Source organism: Rhodococcus sp. SMB37 (genome assembly GCF_004345605.1).
Classification (GTDB): Bacteria; Actinomycetota; Actinomycetes; order Mycobacteriales; family Mycobacteriaceae; genus Rhodococcus.
In genome coordinates, this window is the sequence record NZ_SLVY01000006.1 from 1 (window position 1) to 14,168 (window position 14,168).

Below are 14,168 nucleotides of genomic sequence, written 5' to 3' on the forward strand. Positions count from 1 at the left end.
CGCGGCGCTCTCCCCGGCGCTCCGCGCCGGGGAACGGGCGGGTCGCTGCGCTCCCCGCTCGGGAGCCGCTGCGCGGCTCGGAGGTGGTCCAGTCACGTTGCCGTCGCCCGCGTCGCTGCGCTCCGCTCGACAGCGATGTTCCATGTGCACCAACATTTTTCATCGTCACCTCACATGCCACACCGGAGAGCATCGACAGGCCGGGACGCGCTGCGCACACCACCGCCGCGCTGCTGACTCCCCGTCCCGACATCATGCTCCCATCATACCCCACGCCCGAAAACAGAACCAGAAAAGCAGAAACACGAACAATCACCAATTACGTTACACACCAAGCACATAACCCGATAACATCAAACCATCATGCGCATTACAACAATAAAACCATGCACATCAACATGATTCACAGCACCCATTGCGCCACAACACATTTCAAAAACACACCGAAAACAACACCCCACCACCTCACCACCCCACACACCCCCGACACCCACCCCCACCACCACCGCCAACACGGCAGAAGGCCGGACCGCCACACACGACCCGGCCCCCCACCCCATCAACAACCGAACAACTCTTCAGCCCCAGGATCAGGCACATCCCGAAACCGCACCACGATCCCCTCCCGCACCACCCCGAGGAAACCGTCATCCTCGAGCGAACCCAGCGCATCACCCAACTCCACGACCTCCGGATCGAAATCCGCAGGCACATTCACCACCACACAATGCGACGACACCCCAGTCCACTCGATCACCGCCGAACGCATCACGCCCCCACCTCCGCCTCGTCCACCGTCGCATCCACCACGACCGCACCACCCAGACCCGCCGTCGTCAGCAACGCCTCCACCTGCCCCTCACGCAAGCTCAGCGTCTCCCCCTCGTCGTCCACCGAGGTGAACACCACCGCACCCACATACCGCTGCCACACGAAGCGGTGGGCCTTCGCAATCAGCGTCGCCACGGTACGCAGTTCCGACCTGTCGGCGGCCACCGCCATACTCAGAACCGGCACGCTCGCTGTCGAGCGTGCTCTCAAGGTTCACAGGCGATCGGAGCGAATTGACCAACGAGCACGTTGCGGTCCCGGACCGCGATCCCTACCTGCTTGCGCAGGTGCGCGAATCATTCGGGCGAGTGGTGTATAGCCACAAGACTCACGAGAAGCAGGCCGACATCTGCTTCACCAAGCATCGATGGCAGCAAGGTATTCTCATCGCCCTCACCGCGGTCAGCTCCGGCGCCTTCCTCGCCGCAGTAGTCGGCCTGCTCGGCAATGCGATGCTGACCACTCTCGCGACCTCGTTCATTGCACTTCTGGTCAGCTGGATGAGCCTGGGGGCGACGACCTTCAATTTCAAGGAGGAGGCCGACGCCCACCGGGACGTCGCCTCCCGCATCTGGGACGTGCGGGAATCCTACATCTCACTCATCGCCGATCTGATGTCCGGCGAGATCTCCGATGCGGACGCCCGGTCGCGCCGCGACAGGTTGCAGGAAGCGGCGCGCGAGGTCTACGCGGCCGCGCCGCGGACAAGCGGCACAGCGTTCTCCCGCGCCCAGGACGGACTGAAGAACAACGAGGAAATGACGTTCACCTCGCGCGAGATCGACCTCTTCCTCCCGACGGCGCTTCGGCTCGATGAGGGCGGGGCGTGACTATGAAGACGTCCGAAATCTTCGACACGCTGCTGGCCAACCTCAAGGTAGGGGAAACCGCAGCAGCGGTGGCCGCGCGCCGGGACGAGATCACCAAGGCACTCAACAAGGACTTCCGCTCCAAGAACGCCTGCACCGACTACAAGCTGATGGTCGGATCGTTCGGCCGGCACACCGCTATCAAGGGCGTGTCCGACCTCGACATGATCTTCATCCTCCCTCCCGGGATCCGCTCCGGCTACAGCAACGAGACCGGCCCGCGCCGGATGCTGGAGCGAGTCCGCGACGACCTCAAAGCTCGGTACCCGAACACCTCGGTCCGGGTCGACCAGTGCGTCGTACGCGTGCAATTCACGAGCAACGCCTTCAAGTTCGAGGTCCAACCCGCGTTCGAGAACGCCGACGGCAGTCTCGACTACCCGGACACGAAGGCCAAGGACTGGAAAGTCACCAAGCCGCGCAAGGAGATCGCGGCGACGAAGGAATGCAACGACCGCACCTCGACGAACATGCGCCACCTCGCGCGGATGGTCCGGGCGTGGAAAAACGCGAACGGCGTGAACATGGGCGGCCTGCTCATCGACACCCTGGTCTACAACTTCTTCGCGCAAACCAACGACTACGACTCGGCGGGCACCGGCTCGTTCGACCTCATGGCCCGCGACTTCTTCGCATTCCTCAAAGACGCACCGGAGCAGGACTACTACCTGGCGCTGGGCAGCCGACAGCGAGTGAACGTCAAGGCAAAGTTTCAACCGAAGGCCAAGAAGGCGTACCACCGCTGCCTCGAGGCGATCGAGGCCGAAGGCAAGGCCGCGGCGAACAAGAAGTGGCGCGATATCTTCGGGACGTCCGTGCCACTGGCCACGACCGCGAGCGAGGCAGCCAAGTCGTACCGGAACACCGAGCAGTTCATCGAGGACCGCTTCCCCGTCGACGTCACAGAGACGGTGGTCATCGACTGCGAGGTAACACAGGCCGGCTGGCGTCCGACCTGGCTCCGAGCAATGCGCCGCGGCGGGCTCCTCCTCAAGGCCGACAAGAGCCTGAAGTTCGCTGTCACCAGCTGCTCGGTCGAAGAGCCCTACACACTGAAGTGGAAGGTACTCAACCGTGGGCCGGAAGCCGAACGACGAGACGCGATTCGAGGTCAGATCGTCGAATCGACCAGGCCCAACACCCGGGTGGAACACTCGGACTTCAAGGGCGAGCACGTCGTCGAGTGCTACGTCATCAAAGACGGCGTCGTCGTCGCCCGCGACCGGATCGAGGTGCCGATCAGCAACACGAGCATCAAAGGCTCTGTCGTTTCGTAGACATCTCGTCACAAGATCAAAGTCGAGCTCAGGGTTCGCTCCGGTAGACGGTCCCGCAGATCCCGTCTATGACTCAGTGCGCCAAAAGGATGGAGCAATGGAACGGCTGGTCAACTTCTCGCGCGATCGGCACATGCTGTGCGGATCGCACAGGCAACGGTTCCTCGTCGATCTGGACTGGCTCAACCGATGGGGACAGTGACAGGAGAAATGCCCCGGCTGTGCCCTGACGTGTGAGTCGATCGCCCCCGCAACACGCCGATAGATGCCGTGAACGCCGAGATCTGAGATGTACGACCTGCGAATATCAACCTTGTAACTCACAAGATCCTGTGTTCTATGTATCCGTCGGACACAAGGTGTAGTGTTTCAAACGACCGAAAGCCCCGGACCATCCGGGAGCCGGATCGGTACGGAGCTGTCGGGTGAACTGTAGGAGGTTCTAGCCCAACGTAACTCCTCGTCCCTGCTTGGCGCAAAAGAACGCGTCGATCAGCCGGCTGGTCTCGCACAGAAAGTGAGCCACCCATGGCCACTTCCAACCGACGGCATGTCGTGCCAGACCCCAATGGAGGCTGGAAAGTCAAGGCGCCCGGCGCCCAACGTGCCAGCGCACACACCAGGACCCAGGCGGAGGCACAAGCCGCGGCTCGCAAGATCCTTGGCAACAACGGCGGAGGCGAGCTCGTCACCCATGGTCGGGACAGCCGGATCCGTGCATCCGACACCGTCGCGCCGGGCAACGATCCCTTCCCTCCCAAGGGGTGATCGCGATGATTTCGCGAGGCATCACGATCAAACCCGGCCAGCGTAAGACCATCACGTTGCCGGCACCCATCCGCAAGGTCACGATCAAGCCGGTCAAGCATTAGGGCGTAGCCGCCCCGGGGCGCCTGTGGGCATCCGGGGCGGCACCCCGTCGCAACATGGGTTCATCTGAACTTCATTGACGTCATCCAACAGCCAGTCACTCATGGTCGTGGGCACCGCGCCGGAGGCCTGCACGCAGGACCACGAGCTGCTGGCGCAGGCGGCGGCCGAGGGACGTATCCGCCGTCCCACCGGGTCAGGCGTCCATTCCCCCGGTCGCGGTCGGTTAGTCGTTGGGTCAATGCTGCCGAGAGCTTGGAAACACAACATGTCGTGTCTGAAATGAGTGCAAGGACGTGATCATCCAACGTATTTCGGACCGGCCGCGGCCTTCTCCCTACCCGTAAACCCAGCAGGCGCATAAATCACCGAGAGGGACCTACAGGTATGACTCTGGTAACCACTCACGCGATGCCGAGTGACCTCGATCAACTGCTAGTTGGGGGTTTGCGCGAGCTGGACATCACCTCCGTAGAACGCGACGCTGTCGTGCAGCGGTACGAGGAACTCGGCGTGGTCCTGGATGAGCTATGGGCTTCCACCCGTGGAGCCAACAAGGTATTCGCGCAGGGATCGTTCATGCTCGGAACCGTCGTACGTAACGTCAACCGAAACGACGACATCGACATCGACCTCGTCGCGGTACGCGACATCACCAAGACCTCGATCTCGCAGGAAGAGCTCAAGGACGAAGTCGGCAACGCAGTCCGGCTCTACGCGACACGCGCGGTAAGTGGCTTCCCCGAGGTCGAGGAGAGCTCCCGCTGCTGGACGCTCACATGGCCAGGCATGCACATGGACGTGCTCCCCGCGATCCCGAACACGGAGGCAGCGGGCGACAACCTGCTCATCACCGACAAGGACGTCCACCGCTGGCTTCCCTCCAACCCCTTGGGATACGCCCAGTGGTTCCGCACACAGGCACGCCGGCGACTGATGGCTAGCCATGAGATGGAGGAGAAACGCCTCGAGGTTCAGCAGGTACCCGAATGGCGGCAGCGATCGGTGCTACAAAGGGCAGTCCAAGCGCTCAAGCGCCACCGAGACATCCATTTCTCAGATCGACCCGACCAACGACCCTCCTCGATCGTCCTCACGACACTGGCAGCGCACGCCTATCGGGGTGGGACGGACCTGCACCAGGCACTGCGCCAGATCGTCGCCTCGATGCCGGAGCACCTCCACGCGGAAGCCGGTCACTGGAGCCTGCCCAACCCGGCCCAGCCCGACGAGAACTTCACGGAGTACTGGGCCACCGAGCCGCAGCGTGCCGCCCGGTTCTTCGAATGGCTTGACGCCGCCGCGACGACGTTCAGCGGACTGGAAACCAAATCTGGTCTGGACCAGACGATCCCGTTTCTCAAGGAAGCATTCGGCAGCCGCTTCGCCACAGGGGCCGTGCAAACTCTCGCTGGCGACCTGCGCAGCGCACGGGACGACGGATCACTGCGGCTGCATACCAACACTGGACTGCGCGTCGCCCCGGACTCGGCCGCCACGCGCCGCGTGAGGGGGCACAGCTTTGCCGGCGGACTGCGCTGAGGTAAGCCTCGCACTCCAAGCCCTGTGGCTGCGACGAAGCTTCCCCGACAGCACAGTCAGTCTGACAGCACGACGCCTGACGTGGACCGCACGCGTCCAGCCCCTACAAATCAGCCGCGCCTACTCCCTGCAGCTGATCGCCGACCATGCAAGGACGCCGTCGATCTACGTCACGGATCCTCCGCTTCGGCCTGATGAAACCGGACGGCTTCCACACGTCTACGACGACGGGAGCCTGTGCGTGGCGGAACCAGGCGACTGGAAGCGCCACATGCTCTTCGTCGAGACTTTTGTCCCGTGGGCACTGGAGTGGCTCGTCTATTACGAGCTGTGGTGCGCCACCGGCATCTGGCACGGCGATGGGCCCGACCGGACCGATCGCTTCTCTCAAGCCCGAGTGCTCCACCCCTATGTGACCCCCAAGATGCCTCGAACACGGCGGGACAACCGCCCCCAGCGACTACAGAGAGCCGTAGATGACTGAGAATGCCGATCACCTCAGTGCCTTGCTCGCCGCCGCGACGCAGGAGCTCGAAGCCCTCGAGGAAGACCTGTTATGGACCGAGAAGGCGCATTTCGCCTCCGCCGAGGTTCTCGCCCGCTGCAACTTCTGGGTGGGTATCGCGTCGACCGTAGCTGCCAGCGTTGCTGCAGCGACAGTGCTCACCGAGGCTGCTCCGGCTGTCACCGGCGTCGCCGCGCTCATCGCGGCCATCGCATCCGGACTGCTCACCTTCTTGAAACCCAAGGATGCCCAGGAACGACATCTCAAGGCCGGGCGCCGGATGAACGCTCTTCGCGTGCAAATTCGGCAGGCTCTACGCCTGGATCTGTCGCCGGCCCTGAACCCAGCCCCGGAATCACTGCGCAACCTCGCGCGGGAATTCGCCCAGGAGAAAGCGCAAATCGACGCCGAGGCTCCAGCCACCTCCAACCGCGCCTTCAGTGCCGCTCGAAAGAAGATCGAAGCCGGCCACTTCCAACATGCCAGCGATACCGCCACGGCCTAGATCGACACCGACGGCAGCACCACGATGGCGGTGTGACGCTGGTCCCCTACTGCGTCCTTTCCTCCCACCGAGGGTTGGGCGTGCGTCCCTTCCGGCCGGAACACCTTCGTTCAAGCGGTGCGGGCGATCTCCACAGCGAAGCGACCATCGACGGTCGAGGTGACGCGGGAGTCGATGCGCAGACCGGACTTGCGGACCGCGGCGATCTTCCCGGTACGCAACTCGCGGGCGGCGACGCTGGCCGCCTTGCGCTTGTCGCGGTCGTAGACCTTGTAGGTCAGCCACTTGCCCGGCGCGGCGGCGGCCAAGGCATTGATCTTCGCCGTAGCGAACTCCTGCGGGGTGGGTATCCGATCGGGCAACGGCTGAGCGCCGAACACCTCGTCCACGGCGCGGCAATCCGGTTCGGCGGCCAACTCGTTCAGAAGGTCACTGTGCCGGCTGCCATCGAGCTGGCCGAGCTGCCCGGCCTCGACAATGCCGTGGCCGGCCGCAGCATCGACCGGGGTCCAGTCGAGTTCGTTGTCCCAGTAGAAGTCCTGACCGAGCTGGCGGTGCAGCACGAACCGACCCAGGTTCGGGACATAGGCGTAGATCCGGGCGGCCTGAGTGTCCTCGTAGGCGAGCCACTGATCCTGACCGAGGTAACTGACGGTGTAGAGGCTCATCGTGCGTCCCTTCCGCGATTCATCTTCCGTGGGGCATAGTTCTTCGGTGTGACCGGGCAACCGCCGAGATCGGTCAGTTCCGCGAGTCCGGGTGGGGTGGGGACCTGCGCCCAGCGAGCGGTCATCTTCTCGATCAGCGCGGCCCGCTCCGCCGCGGGAACACCGGTGTCGCGGGCGCGCTCGTAGTCGACGTGGGTATCGTCCTTGACCTGCTGTGAGGCGTCGGTGTGGAACTGGAACTCAGCGACCAGGCCGTCCGGATGACGGGCAAGCATGTGCAGGCCCTTGTACTGATTGCCGTCGAGATAGGACTGCTCGGCCACGACGATCGTCCAACCGCGATCGGACAACTGTGCGACCAAGGAGGCGGCAGTAGCGACGACCTGCTCTGGGCGCGAGATCGCGGTGTAGCGGACGACGTCGGTGATCTTCTCGACGATCCGTTCCGGATCCACGAACGGCGCTGCCTTGACGCGGTCGGCGAGTTTACGAGCGAGCGAGGCCGGACTTTTCATCCGGAACTCGAGTCCGTGCATCCGGGCACCGTCGGGGAGTACGGCGAGCACGTCAGCAGTCATCGCGGCCTCCTGCTGCTTCACGGCAGTCATCGTGTCGACGACCAGCGCAGCGACGTGGGCCGGATAGTCGACGTAGAGCTGCTGCGGGGTGCTGGCCGGGTCGGTGGCCCAGTCGACGTCCGGCCGGTCCTGTGCCGGGTCGGGGCGCACATCGTCGATCGACGTCGCCTCGTGCTGTCGGTGATCGATGCATCTGCGGCCGCCTTCGTCCTCGGCCCTACCCACCGGCGGTCAGCTCGGCCCGCGCGCGGGCGTATTTGGCGATCAGGCGATCCCGGGTGGCGGCGTCGAGCCGGGCCAGGCGCTGCGGGTCACTGTTGTCGGCCATGTCCGCGAGTTTGACCGTCAGGGCCAACGGCACTGCCCGCACGCGGGAGTAGTAGTCGGCCGGAGCCTCACCTGGGCGGCGGGTCAGCGCATCGACTGCGATGGTGACCTCGGCCGGGAACGATTCCTCAAGGTCGGCGAGGGTGACCGCGGTGTCTTCGACGACGTCGTGCAGCCAGGCGGCCGCGACGGCGTTCTCATCGCCGGCGACGCGGGCTGCGACGCGGGCGGGGTGGGTGATGTACGGCTGGCCGGCTTTGTCGACCTGACCGCAGTGAGCTGCAGTAGCGATCTGCTCGGCACGCGCGGCAAGTGCCCCTCTCATATCTTCCTCCATCTTCCCTCATCATACCGTGTCTTCATTCGGGTGAGAACGGCCGCGGGGAGCGCTGTGCGGATCGGGGGGGGTCCAAACAGGCTCTCGTCTACGAAGCGGTACCGGAAACCCCGCCGACGTCCTGCCGTGCGCGCACTCATTCACCGCTTGAATCGAAAATCTTCACGTGCCGACGGCTACCGCTTCAGAGGCACCTACCAGGATTGCGAAATCTGCACGCTAATCTCCCTCGTTATGGCGGCACTCGGCAATCTGTTGAACCAGTTGGACACCGATCCAGTTCGCCGTGGCAGTCAGTTTGAGCGCATCTGCCAGTGGTTCCTCACCCATGATCCGATCTACGCACATGAGCTACGCCGAGTGTGGCTCTGGAAAGACTGGCCTCAGCGGTGGGGCGCTGACGCAGGCATTGATCTTGTCGCCGAGGATCGTCTCGGGCGTCTATGGGCGATACAGGCCAAGGCATACGACACAGCCGTCTCCATCACCAAACGCGACGTGGATACCTTCCTGACCGAGTCGGGGCGGTCCGAGTTCTCCTTCCGACTGCTGATCGCGACAACCGACCTGATCGGACGTACCGCCCGGCGCACTCTGGAGGCGCAGGAGAAACAAGCCAGTGTCCTTCTTCGCGGTGACCTCGAGGTCGCCGAGGTTGACTGGCCGCCATCTCCAACCCATCTGCAGCCGCCGCGACCGGTGCAGAGCCAGCCGCGCCCTTATCAGCGCGACGCCATCGACAAGGTGGTGAAAAGTTTCGATCAGCACGACCGCGGCCAATTGATCATGGCTTGTGGCACAGGAAAGACCCTGACCGCGCTGTTCGTCAAGGAGACGCTCGCTGCCGAACGCACACTGGTACTGGTGCCCTCGTTGTCACTGCTGGCGCAAACGCTGCGGGAGTGGACCGCGCACAGTACGCAGGCGTTCGATTTCCTCCCGGTGTGTTCGGATGAGACGGTGGCCGAGCCGGATGCGGTGGTCGCGAACACGAGTGACCTGGGTTTCCCGGTAACGACCGACCCCGTAGAGATTGCGACCTTTCTGCGGCGACGCTCGGGCCCTCGGGTGGTGTTCGCCACCTACCAGTCCTCCCCCGAGATCGCCGAAGCGTTCCAGTTGGGTCGGGTACCTGCCTTCGATCTGGTGATCTCCGACGAGGCGCATCGTTGCGCCGGCCGCGTCTCCTCCAGTTTCGGCACCGTCCTCAGTTCTGAGTCGATCAAGGCAGACCGGCGACTGTTCATGACCGCAACCCCGCGCTATTTCACCGGTCGGGTCGTGCGGCAAGCCAAGGAAGCCGACTTCGAGGTCGCCTCCATGGACGACGAAGAGGTGTTCGGGCCGGTGTTCCACCGCCTAGGATTCGCGGAGGCGATCGAACGCGACCTGCTGACCGACTACCGGGTGGCCGTCGTAGCAGTCGATGACCCCACCTACCGGGACTGGGCACAGCGCGGCCGGTTCGTCACCACCGACGGCACCGAGGTGACCGACGCGCGCACTCTCGCCGGACAGATCGGTCTCGCCCAAGCGATGCGCCGCTACGGCTTGCACCGCACGATCACCTTCCACTCGCGGGTCAAGCGCGCCAGAGAGTTTGCCCAGTCCCTCCCTGAGGTGATCGCCTGGATGCCTGAGCAGCAGCGCCCAGTGGGGCATCTGTGGTCCGATTATGCCTCCGGTGAGATGTCAGCCGGACAGCGCCATGCGCTCCTGCACCACCTCGGCGGGCTCGATCGTGGCCAGCGAGGATTGCTCGCCAACGCGCGCTGCCTCGCCGAGGGAGTTGACGTCCCTACCCTCGACAGTGTGGCCTTCATCGACCCGCGCCGCTCCGAGGTCGACATCGTCCAAGCCGTCGGCCGCGCCATCAGGCTCGCCCCCGACAAGACCATCGGCACCATCGTCATTCCGGTTTTCGTCGACGCCGACGAAGACCCGGCGGTCGCGCTCGACAGCTCGACTTTCAAACCGGTGTGGGATGTGATCAAGGCGCTCCGGGCGCACGACAGTCAGCTCGGCGAGCACCTCGATGAACTCAGGCGACAGCTCGGTCGACGGGGTGGACAGCCACAACTGCCCTCCAAACTTCATCTCGACCTCCCTGAAACGGTCGGTGCCGACTTTGCCCGCGCTTTCGATGTGCGGCTCGTGGAGCAGACCACTGCGCCCTGGGAGTTCTGGTTCGGGCTCTTGGAGGAGTTCGTCAAGGATCACGGCCACGTGCGCGTCCCACACTCCTACATCGTCGACGGATACCGGCTCGGTACGTGGGTCAGCAAGCAGCGCAGCCAGCGCACCGGCGGCACCCTCGATATCGATCGCGTGCACCGCCTTCAAGAATTGGCAGGCTGGACATGGAATCCCAAAGCTGATCAGTGGGAGGGAGGCTTTCGTCGACTCCTGGAGTATGTCGATCTTCATGGTGACGCCAGGGTCCCGGTGTCCTGCACAGTTGAGGGTTACCGGCTCGGCCATTGGGTCAATATCCAACGCACAGGACATGCCAAAGGCATCCTTGAGGCTGACCGGGAGCGCCGGCTTCAAGCCGTGACCGGCTGGACCTGGAGCTCTCGGACAGACCAATGGGAAGAGGGTTTCCACCGTCTCCTCGACTACGTCGACATCCATGGAGATGCCCGCGTCCCGGCGTCCTGCACCGTCGACGGCTACCGGTTGGGCCTGTTCGTCAATAACCAACGCCACTTCTACGCCAAGGGAACTCTTCGTACCGATCGAAGGCAACGACTCGAGGCCCTGGCCGGCTGGACGTGGTCACCTCGAGCCGATCAGTGGGAGGAAGGCTCCCACCGTCTCCTCGACTACGTCGAAAACCAGGGAGATGCCCGCGTCCCCGCGTCCTACACCATCGACGGCTATCGCTTGGGTACGTGGGTAAGTGATCTTCGCGGTAAACGTATCGACGGCACTCTCGACGTCGACCGGCAGCGGCAACTCGAGGCGCTGGCCGGTTGGAGTTGGGACCCCAAGACCGACCAGTGGGAGGAAGGCCTCCGCCGCCTCCTCGAGTATGTCGAGCACCACGGAGATGCCCGCGTTCCAGCGACCTACAAGACCGAGGACGATAACTACCGGCTCGGCGTATGGGTCGGCACGCAACGCACGAACCGCGCCAAAGGCACCCTCGACCCCGACCGCGAACGCCGACTCCAGCTCGTGACCGGCTGGACCTGGGACACCAGAGCCGACCAGTGGGAAGAGGGTTTCAACCGCCTCCTCGAGTATGTCGAGCACCACGGAGATGCCCGGGTCCCGGCGCGATACACAACCGACCGCGACAGCTACCGGCTCGGCGTATGGGTCAATTCGCAACGTGCGAACCGCGCCAAGGGCACCCTCGACCCCGATCGCGAACGCCGACTCCAGGTCGTGACCGGCTGGATCTGGGACGCTCAAGCGGACCTGTGGGAGGAAGGCTTCCGCCGCCTCCTCGACTACAGCGAACTCCACAAAGACGCCCGTGTCCCGCGGACCTTTTCGATCGATGGCTACCAACTCAGCGCATGGGTCGGGACCCAACGCGCGAGCCATGCCAAAGGCACCCTGGACGCCGACCGTAAACGGCGCCTCGAGGAACTACCCGGTTGGACCTGGGACACCAGGGCCGACCTGTGGGAGGAAGGCTTCCGCCGCCTCCTCCACTACGTCAACACCCACAAAAACGCCGGCGTCCCTCAGTCCTTCAAGGTCGACGGTTACCGGCTCGGGTCGTGGGTCGCAACGCAGCGCACGAACCGCGCCAAAGGCACCCTGGACGCCGACCGCGAACGGCGCCTCCAAGAACTGCCCGGCTGGAGATGGGACGGCCGCATCGACAACTGGGAAGACTATTTCCGCCGGCTCCTCGATTACATCGAGCGCCACCTCGACGCCCGCGTCCCTTACGCCTACTCGATCGACGGTTGCCAGCTCGGTGCATGGGTTGCCACACAACGCGCGAACCATGCCAAGGTCACCTTGGCCGCCGACCGTAGACGTCGCCTTGAGGAGCTACCCGGCTGGACCTGGGGTGCCCGAGCCGATCAGTGGGAGGAAGGCTTCCGCCGCCTCCTCGACTACGTCAACGTCTTTGAGGACGCCCGCGTCCCTCAGTCCTATGCGATCGACGGTTATCGACTCGGTGTCTGGGTCAGCAAACAACGTGCCGCATATTCCCGAGGAACCCTGACGCCCGACCGGCAACGTCGACTCGAAGAAGTGACCGGCTGGTTGTGGACGCGATCACCCTCCAACCGGCCGTGACTAGAGCCGCCACACGCCTTTCGTACTTGCGGCCCTGCGCACGGGTGATCTCCAGCAACCGGTCCGGTTCGGCGAAGAACACCAGCTGCCAACCGCCGGCGACGAGTTCGGCATCACCGGCGCCGGCCCCCGACCGGCACCGTCCACGCGGCATCGGCGAGGGCGTGCACATCTAACCGAGGTCGCGGCCGGATTCGATCCAGGCACCGAAAAATGCTCCCGGCTCATCCACACTCCGTACATCCCGCTCCTCACTCCACCGGCTCGGCCTGTAGCCGAACCGCCCGCACCCCGCTGTCCGATGCACAGTGTGTCCCAGAGAGTGGTGCCGAGCAGGTAACGGGTCGACACCCCGTCCGCACCGCCGCCGACAGCGATCGTCTCGGTGCTCATCCGCCCCATAGACCACGTCGTCGTTCGATACCGTGCCGACTATGGGCACGACCCTGCGCGCACCCCACCCCTGGCCGCACATCACCGCGACCCTCCGCGGTCCCGGTCCTCATCGTGTGGCCGTCGCCTACCTCGACCACACCGCCCCCGAGCTGCTGTCGCTGCACGCCGGGGACCAGTTGATCGTCAACGCCGCCCGGCCCGCCGTACGTGCGCACGCCACCTCCCCCACCGCCCTCGCCCGATTCCTCGACGCCGGGGTGCGGGTGCTGTCGACCCCGAACCTGCACACCGGCCTGATCGTCACTCCCGGCCAGGTGATCGTCGGCCCCGCCAGCGCCTCACACAGCTCGACTCTCGCCGACGAATCCGCCCTGGCCACCGACGATCCCGACGCCCACGCCGCGGCCCACGTCTTCCTCGACGGTCTCGACGACACCACTGAGGTCGACGAGGTGTTTCTCGACAGCGCCACCGAGATCTGGCGGATCGGCCGTGTCGTGCCGCTGGCCGGGATCGGCAGCAGCACCCGCATAGGCCACGACTTCCTCCCCACCCCGGTGCGCCGAATGTTCCTGCGGCATCTCGGCGACTACACACCGACCGCCGAGGCCGAGGCCGAGCGCACCTGGGCCACGTCCGCACCGGAAACGAATGGCCCGAACCCGCGGTACCGCACCCAGTGGCTGCGCGACGACACTCCTGGCACCGACCGTCGCAGTCGCCTCGCCCCTGGCGACGTCGTGATCCGGATCAGCGACGACGACACCTGCCTTGACCCGCCAGCGGTCGTCGATACCGGGCCGGTCCACATTCCCCATACGCGCAGCGCCGTGGCCTACCGGCTACGCTCCCGCACCGACCTCGATCCTCTCGCGGTGAACGACGCCGCGCGCATCCTCGCCGAGGATGGGCATCCCAACCCGCGCGTGCACCATGACCATCGCGTCATCTCCCCGGGTCTGCGCGCGGCGCTGCTGCGACTGTGGAAGCTGTGACCAGCGGCGGCGGCCCCCTCTGTGCGGCCCCCTTTGTGCGGACGACACGTCGCAGCGACACACCCATAGCCCCATAGGGGTTATAGGGATGGCGCTGATCGGGACTGATCCTGCCAGTGGAGAGCGACCGAAAACCGTTTGAACAGTGGTAATGACACGTCCCCCATAGGGGTGATGACTATGCCAGCCACTGCGCACATCG

General features: G+C 64.6%; 13 protein-coding genes. 7 read left to right on the forward strand and 6 right to left on the reverse strand.

Annotation, left to right across the window (positions count from 1 at the left end; all coding sequences use genetic code 11):
* From EV641_RS29595 to EV641_RS11425, 3 genes are all read right to left on the reverse strand, one after another.
* On the reverse strand, positions 1-256 hold a 256-nt coding region (locus EV641_RS29595; protein WP_206752019.1), incomplete at its 3' end, for a hypothetical protein.
* A 303-nt stretch (positions 257-559) separates the two neighbouring features.
* Positions 560-769: a hypothetical protein gene (locus EV641_RS11420; protein ID WP_132472141.1), complete on the reverse strand. Its 210-nt coding sequence runs from the start codon at positions 767-769 to the stop codon at positions 560-562.
* Positions 769-1,017 carry a hypothetical protein gene (locus EV641_RS11425; RefSeq protein WP_132471886.1) on the reverse strand — a complete coding sequence of 83 codons (249 nt, stop codon included), beginning with the start codon at positions 1,015-1,017 and terminating at the stop codon, positions 769-771. The genes EV641_RS11420 and EV641_RS11425 overlap by 1 nt, the downstream gene beginning before the upstream one ends.
* Before the next feature lie 47 nt (positions 1,018-1,064).
* Here EV641_RS11425 and EV641_RS11430 point away from each other — a divergent pair, with 47 nt between their 5' ends.
* The 5 genes from EV641_RS11430 to EV641_RS11450 all read left to right on the forward strand — a co-directional run bounded on the left by EV641_RS11430 (position 1,065) and on the right by EV641_RS11450 (position 6,399).
* Positions 1,065-1,661: an SLATT domain-containing protein gene (locus tag EV641_RS11430; RefSeq protein ID WP_132471887.1), complete on the forward strand. Its 597-nt coding sequence runs from the start codon at positions 1,065-1,067 to the stop codon at positions 1,659-1,661.
* 2 nt (positions 1,662-1,663) lie between these two features.
* Positions 1,664-2,977 carry a nucleotidyltransferase gene (locus tag EV641_RS11435; RefSeq protein WP_132472142.1) on the forward strand — a complete coding sequence of 438 codons (1,314 nt, stop codon included), beginning with the start codon at positions 1,664-1,666 and terminating at the stop codon, positions 2,975-2,977.
* Positions 2,978-3,505: 528 nt separating this feature from the next.
* Positions 3,506-3,745, forward strand: coding sequence for a DUF2188 domain-containing protein (locus EV641_RS11440; RefSeq protein ID WP_132471888.1), 240 nt, complete (start codon positions 3,506-3,508; stop codon positions 3,743-3,745).
* A 489-nt stretch (positions 3,746-4,234) separates the two neighbouring features.
* Positions 4,235-5,389: a nucleotidyltransferase gene (locus EV641_RS11445; protein ID WP_132471889.1), complete on the forward strand. Its 1,155-nt coding sequence runs from the start codon at positions 4,235-4,237 to the stop codon at positions 5,387-5,389.
* Between the two features lie 476 nt (positions 5,390-5,865).
* Positions 5,866-6,399: an SLATT domain-containing protein gene (locus tag EV641_RS11450; protein WP_132471890.1), complete on the forward strand. Its 534-nt coding sequence runs from the start codon at positions 5,866-5,868 to the stop codon at positions 6,397-6,399.
* A gap of 110 nt (positions 6,400-6,509) precedes the next feature.
* On the opposite strand, the gene EV641_RS11455 is transcribed toward EV641_RS11450, so the two are convergent.
* The 3 genes from EV641_RS11455 to EV641_RS11465 are packed head-to-tail and all read right to left on the reverse strand — an operon-like array spanning position 6,510 to position 8,297.
* Complete coding sequence (locus EV641_RS11455; RefSeq protein WP_132471891.1) at positions 6,510-7,067, reverse strand: hypothetical protein; 558 nt, start codon at positions 7,065-7,067, stop codon at positions 6,510-6,512.
* Positions 7,064-7,870 (reverse strand): hypothetical protein, encoded by an 807-nt coding sequence (locus EV641_RS11460; RefSeq protein ID WP_132471892.1) that lies wholly within the window; start codon positions 7,868-7,870, stop codon positions 7,064-7,066. Before EV641_RS11460 ends, EV641_RS11455 begins: the two co-directional genes overlap by 4 nt.
* Positions 7,863-8,297, reverse strand: a complete 435-nt coding sequence (locus EV641_RS11465; RefSeq protein WP_132471893.1) for an HD domain-containing protein — start codon at positions 8,295-8,297, stop codon at positions 7,863-7,865. Before EV641_RS11465 ends, EV641_RS11460 begins: the two co-directional genes overlap by 8 nt.
* A 246-nt stretch (positions 8,298-8,543) precedes the next feature.
* Here EV641_RS11465 and EV641_RS11470 point away from each other — a divergent pair, with 246 nt between their 5' ends.
* Positions 8,544-12,575, forward strand: coding sequence for a DEAD/DEAH box helicase (locus EV641_RS11470; RefSeq protein ID WP_132471894.1), 4,032 nt, complete (start codon positions 8,544-8,546; stop codon positions 12,573-12,575).
* Positions 12,576-13,009: 434 nt separating this feature from the next.
* Positions 13,010-13,966, forward strand: coding sequence for a phosphatidylserine/phosphatidylglycerophosphate/cardiolipin synthase family protein (locus tag EV641_RS11475; protein ID WP_132471895.1), 957 nt, complete (start codon positions 13,010-13,012; stop codon positions 13,964-13,966).
* Positions 13,967-14,168 lie beyond the last annotated feature (202 nt).